Annotated in this window: 20 protein-coding genes; 12 read left to right on the forward strand and 8 right to left on the reverse strand. The window is 37.8% G+C overall.

Annotated features, from left to right (window positions below; translation table 11 throughout):
- Positions 1-180: 180 nt before the first annotated feature.
- The gene (gene gdhA, locus FNN09_RS09205) at positions 181-1,533 is read right to left on the reverse strand and encodes an NADP-specific glutamate dehydrogenase (RefSeq protein ID WP_143301760.1); all 1,353 of its coding nucleotides are present in this window, start codon (positions 1,531-1,533) and stop codon (positions 181-183) included.
- A gap of 225 nt (positions 1,534-1,758) precedes the next feature.
- Here gdhA and FNN09_RS09210 point away from each other — a divergent pair, with 225 nt between their 5' ends.
- Positions 1,759-5,985: a PEP/pyruvate-binding domain-containing protein gene (locus tag FNN09_RS09210; protein ID WP_143301761.1), complete on the forward strand. Its 4,227-nt coding sequence runs from the start codon at positions 1,759-1,761 to the stop codon at positions 5,983-5,985.
- Positions 5,986-6,069: 84 nt separating this feature from the next.
- The gene (locus tag FNN09_RS09215; protein ID WP_143301763.1) at positions 6,070-9,081 is read left to right on the forward strand and encodes a PEP/pyruvate-binding domain-containing protein; all 3,012 of its coding nucleotides are present in this window, start codon (positions 6,070-6,072) and stop codon (positions 9,079-9,081) included.
- 121 nt (positions 9,082-9,202) lie between these two features.
- Here FNN09_RS09215 and FNN09_RS09220 read toward each other — a convergent pair whose 3' ends face one another.
- Positions 9,203-9,676 carry a hypothetical protein gene (locus FNN09_RS09220; protein WP_143301764.1) on the reverse strand — a complete coding sequence of 158 codons (474 nt, stop codon included), beginning with the start codon at positions 9,674-9,676 and terminating at the stop codon, positions 9,203-9,205.
- Positions 9,677-9,841: 165 nt separating this feature from the next.
- On the opposite strand from FNN09_RS09220, the gene FNN09_RS09225 reads away from it, so the two are divergent.
- From FNN09_RS09225 to FNN09_RS09235, 3 genes are all read left to right on the forward strand, one after another.
- The gene (locus FNN09_RS09225; protein WP_143301766.1) at positions 9,842-10,459 is read left to right on the forward strand and encodes a DUF4136 domain-containing protein; all 618 of its coding nucleotides are present in this window, start codon (positions 9,842-9,844) and stop codon (positions 10,457-10,459) included.
- A 31-nt stretch (positions 10,460-10,490) separates the two neighbouring features.
- Positions 10,491-11,084, forward strand: a complete 594-nt coding sequence (locus FNN09_RS09230; RefSeq protein ID WP_185968951.1) for an OmpW family outer membrane protein — start codon at positions 10,491-10,493, stop codon at positions 11,082-11,084.
- 384 nt (positions 11,085-11,468) lie between these two features.
- Entirely contained in the window at positions 11,469-11,909 is a 441-nt protein-coding gene (locus tag FNN09_RS09235) for an Hsp20/alpha crystallin family protein (RefSeq protein WP_143301770.1), read from the forward strand.
- Positions 11,910-11,965: 56 nt separating this feature from the next.
- On the opposite strand, the gene FNN09_RS09240 is transcribed toward FNN09_RS09235, so the two are convergent.
- Both FNN09_RS09240 and FNN09_RS09245 read right to left on the reverse strand, forming a co-directional pair.
- The gene (locus tag FNN09_RS09240) at positions 11,966-13,024 is read right to left on the reverse strand and encodes a PorP/SprF family type IX secretion system membrane protein (RefSeq protein ID WP_143301772.1); all 1,059 of its coding nucleotides are present in this window, start codon (positions 13,022-13,024) and stop codon (positions 11,966-11,968) included.
- A complete protein-coding gene (locus FNN09_RS09245; RefSeq protein WP_143301774.1) occupies positions 13,021-17,403 on the reverse strand; it encodes a PKD domain-containing protein in 4,383 nt (1,460 codons plus the stop codon). The genes FNN09_RS09240 and FNN09_RS09245 overlap by 4 nt, the downstream gene beginning before the upstream one ends.
- A gap of 309 nt (positions 17,404-17,712) precedes the next feature.
- Between FNN09_RS09245 and FNN09_RS09250 the strand changes: the two genes are divergently transcribed.
- Complete coding sequence (locus FNN09_RS09250) at positions 17,713-18,624, forward strand: proline dehydrogenase family protein (RefSeq protein ID WP_143301776.1); 912 nt, start codon at positions 17,713-17,715, stop codon at positions 18,622-18,624.
- 52 nt (positions 18,625-18,676) lie between these two features.
- Here FNN09_RS09250 and FNN09_RS09255 read toward each other — a convergent pair whose 3' ends face one another.
- A complete protein-coding gene (locus FNN09_RS09255; protein ID WP_143301778.1) occupies positions 18,677-19,978 on the reverse strand; it encodes an MATE family efflux transporter in 1,302 nt (433 codons plus the stop codon).
- Between the two features lie 204 nt (positions 19,979-20,182).
- Between FNN09_RS09255 and FNN09_RS09260 the strand changes: the two genes are divergently transcribed.
- From FNN09_RS09260 to folE, 5 genes are all read left to right on the forward strand, one after another.
- Complete coding sequence (locus FNN09_RS09260) at positions 20,183-20,785, forward strand: superoxide dismutase (protein WP_143301780.1); 603 nt, start codon at positions 20,183-20,185, stop codon at positions 20,783-20,785.
- 129 nt (positions 20,786-20,914) lie between these two features.
- On the forward strand, positions 20,915-21,490 hold the full coding sequence (locus tag FNN09_RS09265) for a superoxide dismutase (RefSeq protein ID WP_143301782.1): 576 nt from the start codon (positions 20,915-20,917) through the stop codon (positions 21,488-21,490).
- A 101-nt stretch (positions 21,491-21,591) separates the two neighbouring features.
- Positions 21,592-22,155, forward strand: a complete 564-nt coding sequence (locus tag FNN09_RS09270; RefSeq protein WP_143301784.1) for a nitroreductase family protein — start codon at positions 21,592-21,594, stop codon at positions 22,153-22,155.
- Positions 22,156-22,283: 128 nt separating this feature from the next.
- Complete coding sequence (locus tag FNN09_RS09275; protein ID WP_143301786.1) at positions 22,284-23,006, forward strand: hypothetical protein; 723 nt, start codon at positions 22,284-22,286, stop codon at positions 23,004-23,006.
- A gap of 98 nt (positions 23,007-23,104) precedes the next feature.
- On the forward strand, positions 23,105-23,728 hold the full coding sequence (gene folE / locus FNN09_RS09280; RefSeq protein WP_143301788.1) for a GTP cyclohydrolase I FolE: 624 nt from the start codon (positions 23,105-23,107) through the stop codon (positions 23,726-23,728).
- Positions 23,729-23,799: 71 nt separating this feature from the next.
- Here folE and FNN09_RS09285 read toward each other — a convergent pair whose 3' ends face one another.
- Both FNN09_RS09285 and FNN09_RS09290 read right to left on the reverse strand, forming a co-directional pair.
- Positions 23,800-24,378, reverse strand: coding sequence for an outer membrane beta-barrel protein (locus tag FNN09_RS09285; RefSeq protein ID WP_143301790.1), 579 nt, complete (start codon positions 24,376-24,378; stop codon positions 23,800-23,802).
- 181 nt (positions 24,379-24,559) lie between these two features.
- A complete protein-coding gene (locus FNN09_RS09290; RefSeq protein WP_143301792.1) occupies positions 24,560-25,171 on the reverse strand; it encodes a porin family protein in 612 nt (203 codons plus the stop codon).
- A 324-nt stretch (positions 25,172-25,495) separates the two neighbouring features.
- On the opposite strand from FNN09_RS09290, the gene FNN09_RS09295 reads away from it, so the two are divergent.
- On the forward strand, positions 25,496-26,074 hold the full coding sequence (locus FNN09_RS09295; RefSeq protein WP_185968952.1) for a peroxiredoxin-like family protein: 579 nt from the start codon (positions 25,496-25,498) through the stop codon (positions 26,072-26,074).
- On the opposite strand, the gene FNN09_RS09300 is transcribed toward FNN09_RS09295, so the two are convergent.
- The gene (locus tag FNN09_RS09300; protein WP_143301796.1) at positions 26,058-26,510 is read right to left on the reverse strand and encodes an META domain-containing protein; all 453 of its coding nucleotides are present in this window, start codon (positions 26,508-26,510) and stop codon (positions 26,058-26,060) included. The two genes, FNN09_RS09295 and FNN09_RS09300, sit on opposite strands and share 17 nt — an antisense overlap.
- Between the last annotated feature and the right edge of the window lie 42 nt (positions 26,511-26,552).

Below are 26,552 nucleotides of genomic sequence, written 5' to 3' on the forward strand. Positions count from 1 at the left end.
TTGATTATAGGGCTTGAAATTGATTTGTTTCATGCTTTTAAGATACTAAATATCAGGCACATGAACAAACTAACTCAGCTGTAATCAATTGATTATGAACGAAAAAAGAGGGAATCCGTTTTTGGACACCCTCTTTTTTGTTATACGTAAATACTGTCTCTTTTTATAATGGACAATGCCTCAAACGGCACCCTGAGCCATCATGGCATCGGCTACTTTAACGAAACCGCCTATGTTAGCCCCATTGATATAATTAATAAAGCCGTTTTCGTTTTTACCGTACGAACAACACGTGGAATGAATTTGTCTCATAATGGCTTGTAAGCGCTCATCTATTTCTTCGCGAGTCCAACTTAGGCGCATGCTGTTCTGGGTCATCTCAAGTCCTGAAACGGCAACACCACCCGCATTAGCAGCTTTGCCTGGACCAAATAGAATTTTGTTCTTAATAAATACATGGATAGCTTCTGGACTGGATGGCATATTTGCCCCCTCAGAAACACAAATGCATCCATTTGCAATCAATGCCAAAGCATCTGCTTCATCAATTTCATTTTGAGTTGCACTTGGTAGAGCAATGTCTCCTTTTTCTGACCAAGGTCGCTTGTTTTTAAAGTAACTAACACCATATTTCTTGGCGTACTCTTCAATTCGTCCGCGTTTATTATTTTTAAGATGCATTACGTATTCCAGCTTCTTATCATCTATACCATCGGGATCAAGAATATACCCACTTGAATCGGATAAAGTAATAACCTTGCCACCTAGTTGAGTTACCTTTTGAACCGTGTACTGTGCTACATTACCCGAGCCAGATACCAGAATCTTTTTACCATCAAAGTCTTCGTTTTTAGTTTTTAGCATTTCTCGTGCGAAATAAACATTGCCATAACCAGTGGCTTCTGGACGTATCAAGCTACCGCCCCAATTGAGGCCTTTACCTGTTAATACTCCTGTGAATTCGTTTCGTATGCGTTTGTATTGCCCAAATAAGAAGCCAATTTCACGGCCTCCAACGCCTATATCACCTGCAGGGATATCCGTATTAGGTCCAATATGGCGATATAATTCAGTCATGAAACTTTGACAGAATCGCATTACTTCGTTATCTGATTTCCCTTTAGGGTCGAAGTCACTACCGCCTTTGCCTCCTCCCATTGGAAGAGTTGTTAAACTGTTTTTAAAAACCTGTTCAAACGCTAAAAATTTTAATACGCCTAAGGTAACTGTGGGGTGAAAACGTAAACCGCCCTTGTAGGGACCAATGGCACTATTCATTTCTATTCGATATCCGCGGTTAACGCACATAATGCCTTTGTCGTTTACCCATGGGATTCGAAACATAATTACCCGCTCAGGTTCAACAATGCGTTCTAAAATTCTTGCATGCCTGTATTTAGGGTGTTCATTAAGGAAATCTTCAAGTGATTCAACTACTTCGTGTACTGCTTGATGGAATTCTGGTTCAGCGGCGTTTTTAGCTTTTAAATCAGCCATAAATGCGGCGGTGTTGTTGGGTGATGCTACTGACATAATGATAGATTTTAAGGGTTTATTTATAATTCACAACGGAGGTTCTAATCCTTATCTATTATGTGCACTAGAGTTATTTGGCTAGTAGGTTGCGTAAAATAAAAAGTTAAGCAATTAATGTAGAAAGAGCGAATGTACTGTGCTTTTTTATGCTTAGAAAGCATTAAAAAATAGGGTTTAAAAACTAGTTCTTTTTCAGTAACTTATGTTGTAATTCTTTTTGCTATGAAGAAAGGGGAACAAGAACATAAATTAGCAAGTAAATTTGATGTTACACCACGATCATCACGTGTGTTAAAAGTACTTGATGAGCTTAATGAAATAATGTTGTTGGGCAACCCGATTGATGAAACCCTGGAAGATTTAGCTAGGGTAGCGTCAAATGGTTTTTCTTACAACGATGCTCTAGTTCGGATTCAATATAAAGCTCAGGTTTACCCAACTAAAGAGTTGATGGAAACCGATTGGGTTTTAACTGAACGTTTTTCAACGATTGATAATCAAAAAGGAGTCATCGATGCATTTTACCATCAAGAACATCCACGTGAGAATGAAGGTGTTTTTACCAAAGATGAAAGAACGCTGTTGAACCAACTGGCACGCATGATTTCTGGTTATATTAATCGAGTGCTGGCCGAGCGAAACCGTTCCGAATCATTGGAGCGATTAAAGGAGTTAGATACAATTAATCGAACCACACGCATTATTAACGAGGGGCAATCGGTAAAGGATGTGTTGCAGCAAATAGTATTTACCATTCCTATGGGTTGGCAATATCCCAAATATACAGTCGTACGTTTGCAGTATGACCAAGCTGAATTTACAAGTGAATATTTTGTAGAAAGCGAATGGGTACAAACTCAGCGATTCCATACTGTAGATGGAAAAACTGGTTCATTGGATGTATTCTATACAAAAGAATTTTCAGCGATTAATGGTGATCCCTTTCTGGCTGAAGAAAGAGACTTATTAATTAATTTATCCCGCCTAGTAACTGATTACTTAAATAATCAATTGGCAATAAAGGAACAGCTTGAAAAGAATGAGAGGCTGAAGGAATTGTCAGCCATTAACGAGACTTCGCGCATTATTGCTTTGAACCTTGGAGTGCCCTATACATTAAATAAAATTGCCACCAAGTTACCTGCGGGTATGCAGCATCCTAATTATTCAGTAGCTCGAATTGTATTTGGTAACGATGTATTTACGAGTGATGGTTTTGCCGAAAGTCCGTGGTTATTGAGTCAATCTTTTGAAACCATCAATGGCAAAAAAGGAGCTGTGGAGGTGTTTTACCTAAAGGAGATAGCCAAAACAAAAGAAGAGCTATTCCTCAACGAAGAAAATGACCTGATTAAAAATATCAGCCACCTTATTGTTGGTTATTTAAATGGCGAAGAAGCTCGAAACTTGGTAGAACATATTAAAAGGCCTTATTTAAAAAGACCTCTGCAGGTAACTGCCAATCTTAACGAGGCATATAAAAGCAAGCACCTACTCCAGAATTTCATGCACCGCAATAATGCCGCACGCGATATTTATCACGATCTGATGCCTTTTAGGGTAAAGGAAATATTGTTGGTGGCCAACCTTTACGATGCTTATGCAATAGAAAATGAGGGACGTTTTACAGAGCAGGTAATGGGCGGATTTTATCAGTTACACTTATCCTTGTTGCCGCGAGTAACTGGTGTTACCACCTATCAGGAAGCAATTAATAAATTAAACGAAAAGCATTACGATTTAATAATTGTGATGGTTGGTGTTGATAAACAATCGCCCGTTGACCTCAGTCAAATGGTCAAAAAAGATTTTCCGTACATACCTATTTTTATGCTGCTCAATAACGATGCAGATATTCCTTTTTACCAGGCCAGACAAAGGGAACTGGGTGTTCTAGACGAAATTTTCGTATGGAATGGTGATCCTAAAGTCTTTTCATCGATGGTATTTCACTTGGAAGATAAAGTGAACGTAGAGAATGATACGGAAATTGGTTTAGCACGGGTTATTTTATTAGTGGAGGATTCAGTAAGGTATTACTCCAAGTATTTGCCTTTACTCTATGCTAGTGTGTTGGAGCAGACCAAACGTTTAATTGACGATGTTAAAGAAGATAAGTTGTATGGCGTATTGCGTTTAAAGGCACGACCTAAAATACTATTGGCAAGGACCTATGAGGAAGCATTGGAGATGTTTGAAAAATATAGGGATTATTTATTGTGTCTGATTTCGGATGTTGAATTCTCTAAAAATGGCCAAGTAAATGCAAATGCAGGTTTTGATTTGGTTAATTATGCCAAAATTCAGATTCCCGACTTGCCCGTTATTTTGCAATCTTCCAAAATAGAATACTCGCAAGATGCCTATGAGCTTAAAACTGTATTTATTAATAAGTACTCTGAAAGTTTAATTCAAGACATTAAAACTTTTATCAGCCATTATTTAGGCTTTGGTAATTTCTCCTATAAAGATGCGAATGGACGAACGATTGCGGTAGCCAGTAATTTAAAAGAGTTTGAGCGAACAATGCGTAAGGTGCCTGTCGAATCAATTGTTTATCATTCCCGAAAAAACCATTTTTCCTTGTGGTTAATGGCAAGGGGCGAGATTAAAATAGCACGTAAAATTGCTCCTAAGCGGATAACTGATTTTGAAGATGCAGAACAAATTCGTAGCTACTTACTAAAAGTTATAATTGAACATCGAAAAGAAAAAAATCAAGGCAAAGTTATTGATTTTGACGAAGTGGAAGTTATAGATACCACCAATATCGTTCGTTTATCAGGAGGCTCTCTTGGAGGTAAGGGGCGTGGTTTATCTTTTATCAATACCTTGCTGTTTAATTTCGACTTTGCCGCTTACGTGCCTGGCATTAATATTCAAACACCTCGAACTACTGTAATTGGCACGGATGAGTTTGAACAGTTTATAGAACGCAATAATTTTCACGAGTTGGTATTTCGTCAGTTAAGTTATGCCGAAATCAAAGAGCTCTTTCTAAAGGGTAATTTATCTGCAGAGCTTGTACAGTATTTAGATCGCTTGATGGATCAATTTACCAGGCCCATAGCTGTGCGTTCTTCAGGTTTGTTGGAGGATAGCCAAAAACAGCCTTTTGCTGGTGTGTTTGAGACTTATTTGTTGCCCAATAATGCCAATAGTAAAAGTGATCGTTTAAATGAGCTTTGTAAAGCGGTTAAAATGGTATTCGCATCGGTTTACAGTGATAAAGCACGAGCCTTTACCGAGGCGGTTGATTTTAAGGTTGAAGAAGAGAAAATGGCCGTTGTGATTCAAGAGGCTGTTGGAAAACAACATAACGACACCTTTTACCCGCATATTAGCGGTGTTGCACAATCATACAATTATTATGCATTCGGACATATGAATCCTGAAGACGGTTTTGCAGTTGCAGCATTGGGTTTTGGTAAGTATGTGGTCGATGGAGAAAAAGCATTTCGTTTTTGTCCTGTTTACCCTGAATTGGATAACGTAACGCCAATTGAGCAAATGAAAAACTCCCAAACCGAATTTTATGCCATCGATATGCGCCAACACCACCTGGATTTTTCTGCGGGTGATTCTGCTGGATTGGTAAGGCTGGATATTGATGATGCAGAGATGCATGGCGCCTTAAAGCATTTGGCATCTGTTTATAATGTAGATAATCAACACGTAGAATCTGGATTAGAGAGTAGTGGTCCGCGCATTATTAATTTTGCTAATATATTAAAGCATCATTATATCCCATTTGCAAAATCATTGGAAGTAGTGCTCGATGTGGTAAAGGAGGCCATGGGTACACCTGTTGAAATTGAATACGCCATTGATTTGACGAAAGATGAAGAGGGAAGAGCTACGTTCTATTTATTACAAATTAAACCATTATTAGGTGGTGATCAGAATTATTCTATCAATCCAAACAGTATTGATAGTGAGAATGTTATTCTTCAATCCAACCAAAGTATGGGAAATGGTAAGAACAAAACCATATCCGACATTATTTATATAGATAGAAATCGGTTTGATAAAGCTAAAACAAGAGAGATGGCGGATGAGATTGAGCAGTTTAATTCGATGCTTAAAAAACAAAACAGGAATTACATGCTTATTGGTCCAGGTCGTTGGGGTACAAGAGATCCCTGGATAGGAATTCCCGTTACCTGGTCGCAAATTTCGAATGCTAAAATGATTGTCGAAACCGATTTGGAGGATTTTCCCTTGGAGGCCTCTGGTGGATCGCATTTTTTTCATAATGTAACATCCATGCAAGTCGCTTATTGCTCGGTTAGTGAAAGTGATGCCTCATCATTTATCAAATGGGATGAATTGAATAATGCCAAGCTAATTGGACAAACAACTTATTTTAGGCATATTCGATTCGATAAACCAATAGTTATACGCCTTGATGGAAGAAAGCGTAAGGCCATTGTAACAAAGGGGTCTTGAATGAATCTATCACTAGGGATACCTCTTTGTAGCTAAGTGTTGTAGTGAATACCCAATGGTATTCTGTAATAAAAACTGAATTAGATGACAAAACCATTGAATATACAAAATGCCAATTATTTCTCAGAAACCCCATTTGGCCATTTAATGCAACGGCGCATACATAAAGTACTCTTAATATGTAGTGGTTACGATGCTTTTATGCTTGATGAGGATGGGCGAATTGATGAACAAATATTTAATGAGTACGTGTCATTAAACCTACGTTATCCACCACAATTTATCCATGTAGAAACATCGGAAGAGGCCCTTGTTGTGTTGGAAAATGAACCGATTGATCTGGTAATAACGATGTTGAGTATTGGAGGGATGGATCCTTTTTCCATGGCTAAAAAGGTAAAAGAATCTTACGAATCTATTCCCATTGTAGTGCTCACGCCATTTTCGCGAGAAGTTTCAGTACGTATGAGTCGCGAAGATACCAGTGCGATTGATTATGTGTTTTGCTGGTTAGGGAATGCAGATATAATGCTCGCTATCATTAAGCTGATTGAGGATGAAATGAATGTGGAGCACGATGTGGAGGAAGTGGGTGTTCAAACTATTTTACTGGTTGAAGATTCTGTGCGTTTCTATTCGAGTTACCTGCCTCTGATATATCGAATTATCCTTACCCAGGCGAAAAAGTTTATGGATGAGGGTTTGAACGAGCATCAAAAAATGATGCGTATGCGTGGGCGTCCCAAAATACTTTTAGCCAGAACATATGAAGAGGCAATAGAATTGTATGAAAGTTACGAGGAAAACTTACTTGGTATTATATCTGATGTATCCTATAACAAAGGAGGTGTAAAAGATACCGAAGCAGGATTAAAGCTAGCCCGACATGTAAAAGGGAGAAATAAGTACATGCCTTTTCTCTTACAATCGTCAAACAGAAACCTTGAGGCTGAAGCCAAAGAGTTAAGGGTTGCTTTTTTATACAAACATTCCTCTTCACTTCTTCGTCGTTTAAAGCACTTCATCAATAAATATTTGGCTTTTGGCGATTTCGTATTTGTTGATCCTAAAAGTGGTAAAGAGGTTGGTCGTGTGAGTAACTTAAAAGAGTTGCAGGATAAAATATATAAAATACCAGACGAATCGTTGTTTTATCATTTTCAGCGTGATCATGTTTCGAAATGGCTTAATGCACGCGCCTTATTTTCCGTAGCTGAAGTGATTAAGTATTTGAAAGTGGAGGATTTTACCGACTTGGAGGCCACCAAACGTTTTGTGTTTGATACAATTGCGAACTTTAGGTATAGTAAAGGAAGAGGTATTATCGCCAAGTTTTACCGTGAAAAGTTTGATGAATACCTAACTTTTACGCGTATTGGCGATGGAACCATTGGAGGGAAAGCACGTGGGTTGGCTTTTTTGAACTTGTTAATTAAAAAATACAATGCTTTTTATGCAATGGATAATGTGGTCGTTACCATTCCGCGAACTGTTGTGTTAAGTACCGATGTGTTTGAAGAGTTTATGGAAGTTAATGAGTTGTACCCAACAGCTTTGTCTGAAATTGCCGATGAAGAGATATTGGATGCTTTTGTGAAAGCTCATTTACCCGAACGGATACATGGCGATTTATTAAAATTTGTTTCGGTAATAGAGGGGCCTATAGCTGTTCGTTCATCGAGTGTTTTGGAGGATAGTCATTATCAGCCTTTTGCTGGTATTTATTCGACCTATATGATTGCCAATAGTGATGAGGAAGAACTCATGTTAGAGCAGTTATGTAATGCTATCAAATGTGTGTATGCTTCAGCTTTTTACAATTCGAGTAAGCGCTATATGGAAGCTACCATGAATGTGATTGATGAAGAGCGGATGGGTATTGTTTTGCAAGAAGTTGTTGGGCAAAAGCATGGCGATGTATTCTATCCTACATTTTCGGGTGTTGGCCGCTCAGTTAACTTTTATCCAATTGAACCAGAAAAGGCAGAGGATGGAACTGTCAATGTGGCAATGGGCTTGGGGAAGCATATTGTTGAAGGGAGTGCGTCATTGCGTTTCTCGCCAAAGTACCCTCAAAAGATATTGCAACTGTCGAGCACAGATATGGCAGTGCGCGAGACTCAAAAGAATTTCTTTGCGCTGGATTTGAAATCATCGAGCTTCCACCCTGCTGTAAATGACTCGATAAATATTGTTAAGCTTGATTTAAAAACGGCGGAAGCACACGGAACTTTACGTTGGTTAGGGTCAGTTTATGATTACAACAACCACATGATTCGCGATGGTTTAATGGCTAAAGGGCTCAGGCTGGTTACTTTTTCCAATGTGCTTAAATATGATGCGTTTCCATTGGCGCCAATTATAGAAAAGGTATTGGAGATTGGTCAAAAAGAGATGAATCAACCTGTTGAAGTGGAGTTTGCTGTTGATTTACAGGTGCCACAAGGTCAACCACCCATTTTTTACTTATTACAAATACGCCCTATAGTTGATACCAAAGAATCGATTAACGAAAACCTGGAAGAGGTTAATCCAACGGATACCATTATTTATTCTAATTCGGCCTTGGGTAATGGGGTAATTGAAGATATTCAGGATGTGATTTATGTGAAGTCGGAAAACTTTAACCCAGCCAATAATACTCTGATTGCACCAATAATTGAAAAGTTAAATGCTCCGTTTCATGCTAGTCAAAAGCCATATGTACTCATTGGTCCAGGGCGATGGGGATCACAAGATTCATGGTTGGGTGTGCCAGTTAAGTGGACACAAATATCTGCTGCTCGGTTAATTGTTGAAACTGGATTAGAGAATTACCGTGTTGATCCAAGCCAAGGAACACATTTCTTTCAGAATCTTACTAGCTTACGTGTTGGTTATTTCACTGTTACGCCATCCATAGGTGATGGATATATTAATACGGAGTATCTTAATGATTTGCCAGCTGTGTATGAAGATGAATACGTTCGCCATGTGCAATTGCCATTTATGAGTTGTATAAAAATAGATGGTCAAAAAGGAATAGGCTTGCTTGATTTTCCAAAAGGCAATAATGATGGAGAAGACGATGTTCAGTCGGATTTTAATTTGCAATAATATTGTTAAGGATTGAATAGTTGTCGTATGTCACAATTATCATGTGTAGAATGTATTTTGAAAAAAAGCATAAAAAAAGACTGGTTAAAGCCAGTCTTTTGTACGTCAACATATAATGTTTTTAGTCTTCAGTTGGAATAATTAAAGGTAATCCCTCGTGCAATGAAGCCGAGATATGAGCATTTATGTAACCATCAATTTGATAAAATTGTGATGCTACCTTTATACCTAACTTCTTTTTCATTTGCTTGTAGTACTTGGCTCTAAGCGAGGTGCGTTTTTTAGTGATTTTAATACCTTGCTGAATTGTTTTATCGAGTTCTTCTTCTGTCATCTTACCTTCATTTTCAGCAATCGACTGTAGGAATTTAATACGTTGTTGACTCATTGGTTTTAATTCTGCCTCATAAGCTTCGTATATTTCCCAAAATGTTTCGGCTTCATTGGTAGCTAAATCCATGTTTTGTGCAAAAAACACTTTTACTTCTGATTTTAAAATAGATCCAATTAGGCCAATTTCTTGTGTGGTGGCCTGTGATTTAACTGTCAAATTCGTTAATAGGGCTAGGCTTAGAATAAATAGTAATTTCTTCATGCTTTATTGTGTTATAGTTTAATTATCTATCAATGTAAACCAAAAGTATGATATATTTGTTCTAGATAACAAGTACAATAAATATTTTTTTTGGAGAGACTTATTTAATGAAAAAAAGGAGAATAGACTTATTGCTCCTCCAACCTTAATTTAAATTATACAAGTATGTTAAAAAGATTGAATTTTATGCTGGCAATCGGACTGGTTTTTACCGTTTTTGCCTGTTACCCTGGTGGGGCCGAATTTGTGGATGAATTGGATACATCCATTTCAAAATATGATGATGAATATGCATGGGATGCGTTAAGTGGAAAAACTTATTCTATACCGGATAAAATTACCTATGTGAAAGACGGAAAGCCTGTTTTGGCCCCTGATCGCAAGCATGATGCTGCCATAAAAGCTCAGTTAAGAGAAGAATATGGTAATCTTGGGATGACTGAGGTTGCAGAGGGTGTTGATCCCAATATTGCAGTGGCTATAACCATTATCGAGCAAAATAACACTGGCGCAGCCTGGATCCCCGGCGGTGGCTGGTGGGGTGGCTACCCAGGATGGGGATGGGGTGGCTATTATCCTTGGTACCCTGTTTATTATAGCTTCAAAACTGGTTCTGTAGTAATCGAAAAAGGAGACTATGACAATAGGGATGAGGTGGAAGAAACCATTCCATTGATTTACTCAGGTGTCTTAGATGGCCTACTACAAGGAAGTGATGATTACATAGGTGATCGTATTGAACGTGGTATTGATGAACTGTTTAATCAAGTTCCTTTTAACTAACATTTACCTCAATATTTATAAAGAAAGTAATATGAAATTGATAAGATCTTTTTTAATTGTTGCATTTGCTGTTGTTAGCATTGGGGTAAATGCACAAAATAAAACAAATGCCTTTTATGGTATGGCTATGCCAATGGGTGATACAGAGAGCTATATAAGCCCAACAAGTTTTCGCGGTGCTAATATTGAATTCGAAAAATTAGTTAACCCCCGTGTTGGTGTAGGTTTATTAGTAGGTTGGAACACATTTTATGAAGCTAAGGATAGAGGTACTTACCCTATACAGAATGGTGAGATTACTAGTAATCAATACCGTTATTTAAATGCAATTCCAGTACAGGTAACCGGTAAATATTATTTTGCTGGTGATGATGCCATGATTAGGCCTTTTATTGGTCTTGCTGGTGGTACCTACTACATGGAGCAGCGAGTTGATAATGGTTTGTTCTCAAGTAGTGCTAAAGGATGGACTTGGTCCGTGGCTCCTAAAGCAGGTGTTTTGGTTCCTTTGTCGTTTCGTACAAGTTTAGCGCTTAGTGTTGATTATAGCACATCGTTTAAATCATCTGATTTAGAACAGCAAAACTGGTTAGGTATAAACGTAGGATTTAGCTGGGACTATTAAAGAAAAAAAAGTTGTAATAAATTAAGCGAGTCGTTTTTGAGCGGCTCGCTTTTTTTTGTGCAAAAAGATAGAGGTTGCCAATGGCAACCTCTATACACACAGGAATTGTTGGGAGGAAAATAACTCTCATAACGGTTTCAAAGATCTTCTTTTGCTCGAATGTACTAGTTACCTCTTTGTTATTTCTAGTTTAAATAAAGATTACCAAGCAGTATTTTGGATATCTGTCATTATGGCTTATAAAATTCAGAATTAGTGACTAATTGACGCTCGACATTCGTAATGCTCTGACATTCTGACTTATAACGAGAATTGGTATAGTCATTGAACTATCTGAGTCAAGAAATAAAACAAATAAAAACTTAAATAATAGGAGATTTAGTTATGAGACTAGTAAGAGTAAACAATTCGTACCCACAGGTAAGTAACTTATTTAATAGTTTATTGGGAAGTGAAGTTGTTAACGAATCAGCAAGATTATGGAATAGCCATTCCGTAAATCTACCCAAAGTCAATATTATTGAATCAGAAGCATCTTTTGAATTAGAAGTTTCCGCTCCTGGTTTCGAGAAGGATGATTTTAACGTGGAGGTAGAGAATAATATTCTAACAATTGAAGCTTCTAAAAAGGAGACAGAAGCCAATAAGAGTTACTCGCGCATTGAGTTTAAAAATGATTCATTTAAGCGTTCCTTTTCATTGTCGAAAGAAAAAATTAATGAGTCAGGTATTGAAGCAAAATATGAGAATGGAATATTAAATGTTATGCTTCCGATTAAAGAGGAAGCCAAGGCTAAGCCCAAGCGTTTGGTTAGTGTAAATTAATTTTTTAGTGCTTTTTCATAATAAGGTAGAGGTTGCGCATGGCAACCTCTATTTTTTTAATATAACTTTCGTTTTTGTCTGGTGTATTTGCCACCAATGCTATTTAGTGGATTAGCAGTTTCGCTACATGGTACGGCAGGTCGTCTGCCTCCTGATCGGTAACGGGCTCGCTGGTTAAATTCAAAAATTAGCGAGAGTTCGTGAGCACCTGCTGTTGACCAACCTAAACTTCCTATTGTAATATCATAACTATAACCTATCCTAATAGAGCCAAGGTCGTATGCTAATAGGGCAATTATAGCATCTTGATTAACAGCTGCACTTTCATGGGCGTTATTAAAAACAGGTAATCCACGATACCATACGCCTATTTCCAATGGTGAATTATGCCAATATACTCCCAGATCGAGCTGGTTAAATTGATCTTGCCTTTGATACCTAAAACTCGCCGAAAAGGCATGTTGTATGGCGTTTCTTCTTCTTTCACTCCAGATGTTCATCCCACCAAATACAACATATTTTAATTCTGCCTTAGCGTCCTCATTCATAAAAGTATAGTTCGGTTTGGCTAAATGATCAACTGTTAAACCAATCCAATATTTAGGACTGTATAAAAAGACTGAACTGGCTAAATCGATGTAATGCACTTGTTCGTTGGATAGACGATCGTAAGCTCCACTTGAACTGCTATTTATAGGTGGTTGATCGGGGAAAATGGCTTTTGAAAAATCTACTGCTTTATTTCCGTATGCAAACTGTATGGCAGGTATAATTTGCCAATAATCTGAGATAACTAAGTTATATGAATATTGAAAAGCAGCATTAGTTGTTGTTAAACCTGCACTGCCAGCTTTATCTTGTATCAAATAAAAGCCAATTCCACTGTTGAATTTCGAGAAGAAATTATCAAACGATATAGAGTAGGTAGAAAAAGCTTTAGATACTTCAGGCCACTGATTGCGATAGTTCACAATTAAGCGACCGCCATCTGTTGCTCCAGCTAGAGAGGGGCTGAGGTACAGTGGATTCGCATAAAATTGCGAAAAGTGCGGGTCTTGCGCCACAGCTGTAAAGCTGCAGAATACCAATATAATATTAAGTAGCTTTTTAATCATCTGAACAATGTTACATCTCCCGTTTGTGTTTCAATATTTCCGTTGGAATAGCGACAGTTCACTTTCCATATATAGACACCGCCTTGGCATATTTTTCCACGATGATAGCCATCCCATCCAATATTGATGTCTTTGCTTTCAAAGATGAGCTCGCCCCAGCGCGTAAAAATTCGCAATTGGTACTCTACTATGCCCTCGTAGTTGAATGGGTAAAAAACAAAGTTATCGGATGATCCGGGTGTGTATTCACCGCCCGATGAACCTGAGGGGCTAGGGGTAAAAGCATTCGGGAAACTTATAGCACCTGCTTCTTCCACAATGGCAGCTTCTCTAATGGTGTGCTCGTCAGTGCATCCTAAATCATTTGTTGCCATCAAAGTTACATCGTAAACTCCTGCTTTTTTATAGAGGTATTGTATGGAGTGTTCGGTAGATGTTTCGCCATCTCCAAAATTCCACAAATAACTAGTGGCTCGTTCCGAATGATTGATGAATGATACCGTTTCAGGAAGTTTAACTAGTGTTGGTCTTACTTCAAAATCAGCTAGTGGTGTATCGTACACCTTTATTGTAGCATTATCTGCTTCAACCAATCCGCCGGGACCCTCAGCCATTAGCTTAACCTTATAATTGCCTGAAGTATGATAAGTGTGGGCAGGTTCTTTTTCTGATGAAACATTGCCATCGCCAAAGTCCCAGAAGTAGGTGTGTGCATCAATCGTATTATTGTAAAACTGAACTTTTAATGGAGGACACCCCTCTGCATTGGGGCCGTAATCTAAAGCTGGTAGCGTGGGGTAAATACTTACAATTTGCATAGCCGAATCACTACACTCTTCTCCATTTACTTTAAGCCAAACTTCATACTCCCCGGATACTCCATACGTGTGGGATCCTGGATTTTTCATAAGCGATGTAGCCATATCGCCAAATTTCCAAAAGTAATCCCAATCATTTCCTTGAGTCAGGTTTTGAATGTTAACTGTTGATTCTGGCATTTGCATCTCTTTTGGGCTTAAAGAGAATGATGGTGTTGGTCGTCGGAAAACACTTACATTGGTGTAGCTTGTGTCAGAACAGCCATAGCTTGATTGTGCAATTAATTCCACCTCATAATCTTTGTCTTGAAGCGTTGAATTGACGAATGTATTATGACCATTAAAGGCTGATGAGGTGTTGCCATCGCCAAAGTCCCATAAAAACTGATTGGCACCAATAGAATTGTTAAGCAAGCTTTCGGAGTATGGAGTGCATCCTGTTCCACCATCGGAAATTGAAGCCGTTACTTTGGGGTAAACATTGAGGTAATGAAAACTTGAATCTTTACAACCTGCCGAGTTTTCAACTACTAACTTTGTTTGAAATGAGGCGGCCGATAATTCTGAATTAACATAGGTGTGTTGAATATTATCCGATCCGTCTTCTAATGTTTCACTTCCATCGCCAAAGAACCAACTACTTGAAGTGGCACCGCTTGATAAATTAGTTAAGTCTGCAGTAAAAGGCGAACATCCTTCATTCAGGTTTGGTTTAAAACTGCTAATAGGAGATGGATGTACAGTAACAATGGTTTCGCTTGAATCCTGGCAGCCAAAAACGGAGCTGGTAATAAGTTTAATGGTAACTTCTTTTGCGCTTGATTCTGTGTTTTCAAAAGTATGGGAAACCTTGTTGCTACCATCTAAAGATTGACCATCGCCAAAGTGCCACAGATAGGAGTAGGCTCCCGGGTCTGCTAAAATCTCAGTTTTTAAGGGGTGGCACCCTTCCAATGGACTTGTTGTAAAGTTGTATGAGACGAGCGGGTAAACTGTTACAAACTTATCCAAAGTATCCTTACATCCATAGGTGTTATTCGCCACAAGCATTACCTTAAATGATTGTACGTAATGTTCTTCGTTACTAAAGGTATGGCTTGGACTTTCCGTTGAGCTAGTTTCTCCATCTCCAAATTGCCATTCGTAGTCGGTGGCTCCTTCAGATTGATTAGTAAAAAGAAGTTCTAATGGACTGCATGCTGGTTCTTCATTATTTTGAAATTGTGCCAAAGGTGTTGGTAACACGCTTAGGTCAAATCGTCCGGTATCAACGCAACCATAGTTGTTAGATGCTACGAGTTCAATTTCATAATCAATCGGATCGAGTGAGTTGTTTGTAAAGGTATGAGTGGGGTTGCTTTGGTTGGAAATATATCCATCTCCAAAATCCCAAAAATAAGTATCGGCATTGCTCGATGTATTGGTGAATGGCAACGTTATGGGACTGCATGATTCGTTATTAAAGGGTGCGATTTCTGCACTTGGAATTGGATAGAATTCAATGTTTAAAGTGTCGCCTGCGATACAGCCATTATTGTTTTCAACCCATGCGAATTGATACATTCCGGCTTGTGAAACATTTACATTGGTGTTGGCTAGATTGTTATTATCAAACAGACCGCTGCTGGGCCCATCAATGTTTTTCCAAATGCCTATCCCCATATCTGGGATCGCTCTAAGTGGGTATGTAAGGCTACAAGTATCGGCATCATTCATTATTCCTGGTTGTGGAATTTGATAAAATGTAATGGTAACATCCGATACATCAATACATTCGTTGTTGTTTTCAGTCCACCTGAATGTGTAGCTTCCATAGGAATCAACTATTAGGGTTGATTTAGGATTGAAAATATCTGCAATATCTACAGCTCCTGCACCTGCCACTAAGCTCCACTCACCTATTCCAACAGATGGTGTTGCATCTAAAGTGTATTCTAAACCACAAGCTGTATCGTTGGAGCCTGCCTTGCTCAGCGGTTGTTCATAAACGTTGACATATACACTGTCAATGTCTTCGCATCCATATGAATCGCGTACCATATAGGCATACTTAAATAAACCTGGGCTTGAGCTCTCAAATACTGGGTTTTCACTGCTTGTTGATGATAATAAATCTGTTCTATCGCCATCCCATTGATGAAATACAAAAGTTCCTGATCCTCCCGTTGGATTTGGTTCCAATGCTTTGGCAACATCGGTGCATAAAGTTAGTTGTTGGTTCAAAAATTGAATACTAACAGAATCGACTATAATATTAACAGTGTCTTCGTCAAAGCATCCTCTGTTATCTGTAACGCGGTAAACAAGTTCGAAATTCCCTTCAATAATGGATTCAAATGTTGGGTCAACAATCGAAGTGTTACTAAGTGGTGTCGTGTCTTCGCTCCAATTGTGGGTATATGGTATTTGGCCTTGGGATGGGTTGCCATTTAGTTGTAACTGCGTACCAGGACATAAATGAGCTTCAGGACCTGTTGAGATATCGGCAAGGGGAGAATCCCAAACCTCAATGGTGATGGAGCCAGTGGCACTACATGCATTGCCATCCTCAACATAGTAAGTGATGGTGTGAATACCTGGTTTTGCCATCGATGGATCAAACTCGCCTGTCCATTCGTTTGTTATGCCGGGTCCTGACCATTGGCCACCTGGGGTAACTGGATTAAGTATTACAGGTGCATCGTATTCACAAAATGGACCTGCAGGAGTTATGCTGCCGTTTGGATCATCAACAATGACAATAACGGCAGTAGTTTGTACTGGATCATACCCTTGATCGTAAGGGTTACAATAGTTCCAATTATTAAGGGTTACCTCAAACTCATCGCCAACTACTCTATCGTCAGGCACAAATATTGGGAGTGCCTCATTCCAAGGTGTTGTTGGAGCTAATATTGGTTCAAAAGTTTCGTCAATAGATCCAGAATAAGGATATGCTCTAACGGAACCGTTTACCCTAGCGTTGTCAATGAAATTTCCTGCGCTATTATTGGTTCCATAGATCCATTGTATCCATCTCTTGCGATCGTTTGGTTGGTCGTTTTCATCTGGAGGAACACAATTCCATTGGCTGTTATCCATGAAGGTTACGCTACCGCTATTACCCACACAGATAGGAAAAACTCTGGGGTCTATTGAAATTTCACCACCATTTTTGTCATCAGTATCCCATACGGTTACAATTTGCTCTTGTACAGTACTTGTGCATACTACGTCATCAACAACAAGTGATACGGTAGGGTGGTAGTTGCATTCATTTCCACCAATGGGGTATACATGGTTGTGCGAGGCAGACCATTCGTTTAGTGCCGGGTCTGTAAGAGTGGCATCAATGGTTTGTATTGCCGATCCATCGTTCCAGTCAAATTGCATTTTTACATTGCCAGTTCCGCCATCATTAACACCCCTGTATATAACGTCCCAAGTGACTGTTACAGGTGCACATAATTTGTCTGGTACTATGTCGTTAGCTTTTGAAGTTATGGTACATGATTGTGCATAACTGTCAAAACCAACAAGTACAAACAACATTATTAAAATAGCTCGTAGTTTACCGTCCATAAGCGCCTTTAATGTGAGTAGATCTCTTAACTTACTTGTTAACAGATGTGTATTTTTCTATCTTTTAGTAATTGTTCTAGTTCATATACAATCTTTTTTTTGATGACTTATGATTGTTTACCTGAAAAGATGAGTTTAGTCATTTTTTTTGTTCGAAAGATTTCGAAAATTTACAACACTGAATTCAAACAAAACTCCCTGGGAAATCCAAATAGTAATATTGACTATCCGTCGGTACTACGTAACTTTTTGCCATTTGGTTCCGATCAATAGCATTTTTTTTAATAAGAAACTAAAAGGAAATCTACGATGTTTAATAAATTAATTGCAGGATTACTGCCCCATTTTCCGAAAAAATTCGTGTGGGTTTTTTCAAAGAAATACATTGCAGGTGAGACAATTGCAGAGGCCATAGCGGCATCAAAAGCCTTGAATGAGAATAATATGTCGGTAACTGTTGATTTGTTGGGTGAGTTTATCACCAACTTAGATCAGGCTCGGCATAGTAAAGAAGAGTACCTGGAAATAATTGATCGCTTCGAAGGGGATAAAATTGAAGGTACCTATTCTTTAAAACCAACCAGTTTTGGTCTTTTACTGGATGAAGATGTTTGTTATCAGCACATACGTGAAATTGTGCAAAAAGCTGCTTCATACGATCGTTTTGTTCGTATTGATATGGAAGATTCTAAATGTGTGGATTTAGAAATTGAGTTATTCCGAAAGCTAAAAGCCGAATTTCCCAAAAATGTGGGTTTGGTAGTGCAGGCATACCTAAAGAGAACTTTGAAAGACTTGGAGGATCTAATGGATTTGCATACCGAAGAAACGCCTGTCAATTATCGCCTTTGTAAAGGTATTTATGTTGAGCCCAAGGAAATTGCTTACAAACAATACGAGGAGATTAACGAGCACTACCTCGAAGATTTGGAGTATTTGTTAAAGAATAAAGTGCATGTTGGGATTGCAACTCATGACAAAAAGTTAGTGGATGGCGCCATAAAAATTATAAAGGAAAACAACATTCCAAATGAGCAATTTGAATTCCAAATGTTGTACGGTGTTACACCTGAGCTGAGGCAGCAGGTTTTAGATAAAGGATACAAAATGCGTGTTTATGTGCCATATGGAAAAGACTGGTTTGGTTATAGTACCCGCCGTTTAAAGGAAAATCCAAAAATGGCGAACCATATTATAAAATCCTTATTTGTAAAAGGATAATAAGGATTAAAAGTTTTTTAAAGTGGCATCTTATGAGAGTAGGATGTCATTTTTAGTTTCTATTCTTAAAAACTTTTAAATGCTTGTAAAAGAATGTTTGTAACACCCCTCTGCTAAGCATAAAAACGTTCATAGCCAGCCATAAGGCGTGGTTGTTGTATGTTGTTTTTAACGAATAATAGAGTATGAAGAAAACGCATGTTGCTAAAAGCATGGTGTTACGCATTAATCGAGATGAGGTGGTTCCAATAAAAATGCCATCCCAAATGAATGAAGAGAAACCAGTTAAAGGCAAGATAATCAGCCATGGTAAAAATTGTTTAGCTGTATCTATTACTTCGCTTTGATTGGTAAATAGCAGTATTAACTGGTCTCCCAAAGTTCCATAAATTATCATAAAAACAACGGCAAAGCCACTACCCCAGCCAAATAAGTATTTAACCGTTCTTTTTATTTGTGGTATGTTTTTCGCGCCTGCAAATTTACCAACTAAAGCTTCTGCCGCATAGGCAAAACCATCGAGAAAGTACGAGAATAGAAATAAGAATTGTAGTAAAGCGCTATTGGCTGCTAATATTGTATCACTGGCGCCAGCCGACTTGGACGTGAAGAATGTGAATACTATAATTATGCAAAGCGTTCGTAGAAAAATATCTCCACTTACATCTAAAAAGCGGAAGAGACCAACTTTGTCAAGTACTTCCTTAAAGTTAAACTCCTTTAGTATATAGTGGTATTTTTTAAGAAATAGGACTATTGCCAGTATTATTCCGGCGATGTTTGCAATGACTGATCCAAGAGCAACACCCTCTACTTTCATGTCAAGTACTTTAACAAAAAAGAAGGACGACAGAATATTGATAATGTTGATAGTAATGGAGATGATCATTGGATAAATAGCATTTTGCATACCAAGAAACCATCCATTAATTACCATTAATGAAATAGCCAATGGAGCCGCCCAAATACGCACGTAAAAGTAATTGCTTGCTAATTCCTTTACTTGTGAGCTGCCTTCGAGTATGGTAAAACTTGCTGTTATTATGCCTTTTTGAAGAAGTAATAGAATAACTCCTGCGCTAATGGCCAAAAACATACCACGGAAAAGCATCATGGCCATTTCCTGATTGCTATTGCGACCATATGCTTGTGCTGCCAGGCCACTAATACTCATGCGTAAGAATGCAAAACCCCAGTAAACAAAATTAAAAACAACTCCACCCAAAGCAACGGCACCCATAAATATTGATGAATCCTGATAACCCATCAAATGCATATCAACCATGCCTAATAAAGGAACGGTTAGGTTGGTTAAGATGTTAGGAAGTGCGAGTTTTAATATGTTCTTATTCATGCGTGCAAATTAGGTGTACGAAGATAGTTTTATTTGAGATAAAAACGATATGTAATCAATTGTCTAGTTATTAGGTGTTTGAGTTTAAGGATGCATGATTTTAAAAATAAAAGATAAAATTGTCTTTATTTTATTTGGACTAATTCCAAATAGTTTTTAGTTTTGAATCGTTATTTAAATTATTAACCCGATAACAATTGAATTATGGCTTTTGAATTACCGCAATTAGAATATGCATACGACGCATTAGAACCACATATCGATGCGCGTACAATGGAAATACATCATACAAAACACCATGCAACTTATACTGCTAATTTAAATGGAGCTGTTGAAGGAACTGAACTTGAAGGTCAAAGTATTGAGACCATACTAGCCAATATTTCTAAACACTCGGTGGCAGTGCGTAATAATGGAGGAGGTTTTTATAACCACAATCTATTCTGGACGGTTATGTCGCCCAACGGTGGTGGAAAACCAAGTGGCGAATTAGCAAGTGCTATTGATAAAGCATTTGGATCGTTTGATGCATTAAAAGAAACATTTAATAAGGCAGCAGCAACACGTTTTGGCTCAGGTTGGGCCTGGTTGGTTAAGCAAGCCGACGGTACGCTAGCTGTTACTTCTTCAGCAAATCAAGATAATCCGTTAATGGATATTGCTGATGTGAAAGGAACACCAATTTTAGGATTGGATGTATGGGAACATGCTTATTACTTACACTACCAAAATAAACGTCCTGATTATATTGGCGCATTCTGGAATGTTGTCAATTGGGACGAAGTAACAAGACGTTTTAAAGTTTAGTTTGTTCATTTTGTCTGGGAAAAAAGGGAATTCAAACGTGAATTCCCTTTTTGTTTTTTTACAGTTTTTTGAAAACATAAATATGCTATGTTTGTTTAATCCCAAGACAAATACTTAAAACGAACAAATATGAGCTTTGAATTGCCAAAATTACCGTACGCGCTTAATGCGCTTGAGCCAGTAATATCTCAAAAAACACTTGAGTTTCATTACGGAAAGCACCATCAGGCATATGTCAACAATTTGAATAACCTTATTAAAGGAACCGAATTTGAAAATGCTGATTTGGATACGATCGTAAAAAAGTCAGAAGGTGGTATTTTTAATAATGGCGCCCAGGTTTGGAACCATACTTTTTACTTTATGTCGTTTAAACCCAATGGTGGGGGCGAACCTAAGGGGGCTTTAGCCGAAGCTATTAATTCTACCTTTGGTTCATTTGATAAATTTAAAGAAGAATTTTCTGCAGCCGCAGCAACAGTATTTGGTTCAGGTTGGGCATGGTTGGTTAAGAACGATGCAGGTGCCTTATCTATTGTAAAAGAGAGTAATGCTGGAAATCCTCTTCGCGATGGTTTAACACCTATTTTAACATGCGATGTTTGGGAGCATGCTTACTATCTTGATAAGCAGAATCTTCGTCCTAAATACATTGAAGAGTTCTTTAGTATTTTAGATTGGGATGTTGTATCGGCTAGATACTAAGACAATTAAAAAATAGAAGATACAGCGGGACTTGATTACTTTTTTAGTATATTAAGTCTCGCTTTTTTGTACCCTTTAAACAATAACTAAAAAGAGTTTTTATGCTTAAAGATTTGATTCTTAAGAACCGTAGTTACCGTCGTTTTTATCAGGATGACGTGGTGGAACTGGAAACTTTACACGAGTTAATTGATTTGGCTCGTTTATCGCCCTCAGCCCGTAATGCACAACCCCTAAAATATTTTGTGGCTAATTCCGCTGATATCAATGATAAAATTTTCCCCCACCTTTCCTGGGCTGGTTATTTAAAAGACTGGGCAGGGCCAGAAAAAGGAGAACAGCCAGCTGCTTATATCATCGTATTGAACGATACTGAAATATCGGCCAACTATTTTTGCGACGATGGTATTGCTTCGCAAAGCATATTATTAGGCGCCGTGGAAAAAGGTTTAGGTGGGTGTATAATTGGCTCGCTTAACCGTTTGCAGTTACAACGCGAATTGCGCTTGTCCGATAACCTTAAAATTGTTCATATTATCGCCCTTGGAAAACCTAAGGAAGAGGTTAATATCGAAGAAATGAAGGACGATAGTATTAAGTATTGGCGAGATGTTAAACAAGTGCATCATGTGCCGAAGCGAGATTTGAAAGATATTATTATATAAGAATTAGTAAACTTGATAAACCCGATGCTGAGCGTCGGGTTTTTTGTTATGTGATTGTTTCCAACCAAATTGCCTCTTTAGTTGTTATATTATTAGAGTTTTCAAAAATCATACAAAACCCAAGTGCTATGAGAAAATATATTTTGGCCATATTCTTGATCCTACCAGCTTATTTAATGTCAATTGCACAAGAGCAGTCAAGTGATTCTTTACGAATAACGGGAGTTGTGTTTGGGCAAGATAGCTTAGAGCTATTACCCTATTCAAAGCTGAAAATTGGATCAAGCTCCTATGTTTCTGATGAGGAAGGGCAATTTTCATTTTGGGCCAAAGAGGGCGAGGTTGTACAGTTCTCGCATATGGGTTTTAAGGATACGTATTTGCAAGTGGATGATACATTGCAGTATAAAAACTTTATGTTGGGTGTATTCTTAACAAGAGATACTGTTCGCATTAGTGAAGTTATTGTTATGCCTCGTTATGAGAACTTGGCTTTGCAGGCTAAAACAATGCCACTGATCGTGACTCCCGACGATGCTTATGCATCAAATAATGTTCGATCATCTACTTACCAGGCTTTGACACAAACGCCATTGAAAATGGATGCAGAAATGAATCAGAAAATGGTATTGCAGGAGCGCGTTTGGAGTACTATATACAAAACTCAGATTCCGCCGAATCAAACAGTTGGAATTACCTCGGATAATTTAGCTCAGATGCGCTTGTTTTTACCTAAAAATGAGCAAAAAGTGAAGGAGGTTAATTTGCAGCCATTGAATAGGAACGAACTGGATTTGCTGTTAAGGATCTATCAACAACGTCAAGAGTTACTGAAACCGCAGCCTGAATGAGCAAAACCTTTCTAAAATCAGATAAATATCAGTAATATATTCAAAGAAAATAGTCACTTTTGCAATTCGTAAAGGTTTGTTCTAGCAAAAATAAAATAATGGAATTTACTTTAAATGGAAAGAAAGGGTATTCGAAAGTAGAATCATACGATGATGAAACGACAAATGATCTTTCGAATCACTATAAAAAGATACTAGAGTCTTTAGGCGAAGATACCGAACGTGAGGGTTTAGAAAAGACGCCTTTGCGTGTGGCTAAGGCCATGCAGTTTTTAACGCAAGGGTATCACATGGATCCTGAAGAAATTATTAAGTCGGCTATGTTTCGCGAAGATTATCAGCAAATGGTAGTTGTTAAGGATATAGAGCTATACTCAATGTGTGAGCACCATATGTTACCATTTTTCGGCAAGGCTCATGTGGCTTATATACCTCGACACCATATTACCGGCTTAAGTAAATTAGCACGTGTAGTAGAAGCATTTGCACGGCGCTTACAAGTTCAGGAGCGTTTAACGACACAAATAAAAGAGTGCATTCAGGATACTCTAAATCCTTTAGGAGTTGCCGTTGTTATTGAGGCGCAACATATGTGTATGCAAATGCGTGGTGTTCAAAAGCAACACTCCGTAACAACAACATCTGATTTTACAGGTGCTTTTCAAAAGAACTTGGCAACACGAGAAGAGTTTATGAAGATAATTAGTGCTCGCTTGCATTAATAGGAAATAGAATAATACAAAAAAGGCCCGCTTTCTTTTGAAAATGTGGGCCTTTTATATTTTAGCTTGTTCTAGAAGAACAACACAGCACCAATTTGAAAGTACTCTGTTTTTGAGTCGGTATCTTCTATAACATCTACCAATCCCCAATTGTATTTGGCTTCTACTCCAAGCATTAGAAACTTAACGCCAAGTCCTAGATGAGCACCTGCATCAAATGTTGAAACATCCAAATCAACTTCTTGACCATCAATTTTGTAATCGCCACCAACTTTTAAAGCACCACTTAGTCCGCCAAGTCCATAGATGGGCCCCAGTTTGACACGAAGCGCTATCGGGATGTTCACATAATGGAGCTTTAACTCAGATTTAAATTGTGTATTAAATAATGAATAAGTTTTCTCGCCTTTAACTTGATAGTATTCAAGACCTGTGTCAAGTTTAAGAATACTAACACCAATGTTATTACTCTTAAAAAAACCAACGTAAAAACCATTTGATTCATCAGACAGTTCAACACCATCTATTGCTATAAAGCTACTCTGCCATCCAGCTCTGATTCCTTTACCATCCGGACCATCTTTTGCTTGGGTGGTAGAAATAAACCCCAGCATCACTATTACCAAACTAAATACTAAACCTCTTTTCATAGTTATATAATTAAGTTGATTAAAATTTGATCCTCAAGTTAATCAATCAATTAATAAATGTAAAGCTTGACCAAGGAGCTTAATTATAATAAAGTAACAAACCTGGATGTTTTGAGTATAAAAAAGCCGAACCCTTTAGGATTCGACTCAATAGATTTGGGTAAATTTTATGTAATTGCTCTTATAACCCAATTAATTTAAAGCCAAGTGAGAAAGTCAAAACATCTGTTTTTTGACCAATGTTTGCACTTGCCAAATCTGATATGTCAGATAATCCCCACTCATATCGAACATCAGCTGTTAAGCGCCAAAATTCAATGCCTCCGCCAGCTTGGAATGTCCAGTTGGTATTTTTAAACTCATTCCATTCTGGAATATCAGTTTTTGTATCAGCAATGAATGATGCAACTGGTCCGGCAACGCCATAAATTTTTACGGCTTTTAAATCGATTAATTGCAGGTTGGCCAAAATTGGAACATCCCATGTGTGAAAAGTATAATCAGTTGTTTCTGGTAATTCGTTTTCAGGTATTGCCGATATATTTGATGTTTTCTTCGCATAATACAATTCTGGTTGTATGGAAAATGCTTCTGTTAATCGTAGTTTACCATACGCTCCAATTAGAAAACCACTGTTGGCTTCATTTTTTATTTGTACCCCATCAGGAACATCGTTTAGTTTAATTTTTGTGGAGTTGAATCCTGCTTTAAGACCAATTGCAATGCGGTCTTGAGCAGTTGTTGATCCAAAGGCAATAGTGATCAATGCCAAAAATAATAATGTCTTTTTCATATGATTCTAATTTGTATACATTTGCCACATGAACTTACTAAAAAAGTCATGCGCTTCTGTGTGAGTTAATTCGTATGGCTCCTATTATGTATTTGTAGTTATTCGAATTTACTTCCCTTTCCTAAGTGTGCATATATGACAGCTAAAATAATTATAACACTTATAAATAATTGTAAGTTTTTTATATTTCTTGCGTCTAAGTGAGCAAATGATAATCAATCAAAGGTTTATTAATATGTAACGAGCCATGAGAATAGCTTCTCACACAGGAGGATGACAAAATTGGCGAGTTCCATATGGCAAATGAATACAAACTTCAGACATATGAAAATTTTTATATCAGTAGTAGCGGTTTTATTAATAAGTACAAGTTTAATAGCTCAGGAAGGGATTAATGTATCGGAAAAAGCACCCTTGTTTAAGGCGAAAGATCAAAATGGTCAATTAATTGATTTGGCAAAAGAATTAGAAAGTCATAAAGTTGTGTTGGTTTTTTATAGAGGTCAATGGTGTCCGCATTGTAACAGACATATGTCTGCTTTGCAAGATTCTTTATCCTTGATAAATGATAAAGGTGCTAAAGTTATTGCTATAACTCCTGAAAAAAGCGAAGAAATAGATAAAACTGTAGAAAAGACAGGCTTGAATTTTTCGGTTGTTTACGACGAGAATCATCAGATTATGGATGCCTACGCTGTTACGTTTACGATGAGTAAAAGTAAATTTGCGGCCTACAAAATCTATGGTATAAATATTAATAAGGCTAGTGGAAATGAAGATAGAGCTTTACCAATTCCAGCTACATATATTATATCAAAGGATGGGCTTGTTATTGATCGTCATTTTGAGAAAGATTACAAAAGGCGAATGAGCGTTAAGAATATCCTTAAAGCCTTGAAGTAACTGTTAGCTCCTGCTTTTCAATGGCAAAAGTTAAATAGTTGTCTTTGTCTATGTAAAGGATAAGTGGTGTTTCTTCTCCTCCTTCAAAACGGGTGGCTTTTCTGATTAATGTTAGAATGTAGTAATCCCAATCCGAATCGCAGCACATTTCAGTGCAATTAGTATTGGAAAATGAGATGGTACCGTCTTGTTTGGCTTTGTAGGTTCCGCCACAGGTGTTAGCCGATAGTTGCAAGCTAAATTCTTCTTGTTTAGGGAATGATATTTTGATTGGATTTTGATCCTCTCCACTTGCAGGGTAGGCTGGTGCATGCACTTCTTCTAAGGCATATATTTGTTTGAAATAATGCTTTTGAGTGACATAATTTACTGGATCGCAACTCATCAATGCGATTAGTACAATTAAAAGGGGTATTTTAAAATGAGGGCTTAGCATGTTAGGTTTTTAATAAAAGACAAGGGCAAAGTTAAATGGTTG

This window comes from Carboxylicivirga sp. M1479, assembly GCF_007097485.1.
Classification (GTDB): Bacteria; Bacteroidota; Bacteroidia; order Bacteroidales; family Marinilabiliaceae; genus Carboxylicivirga.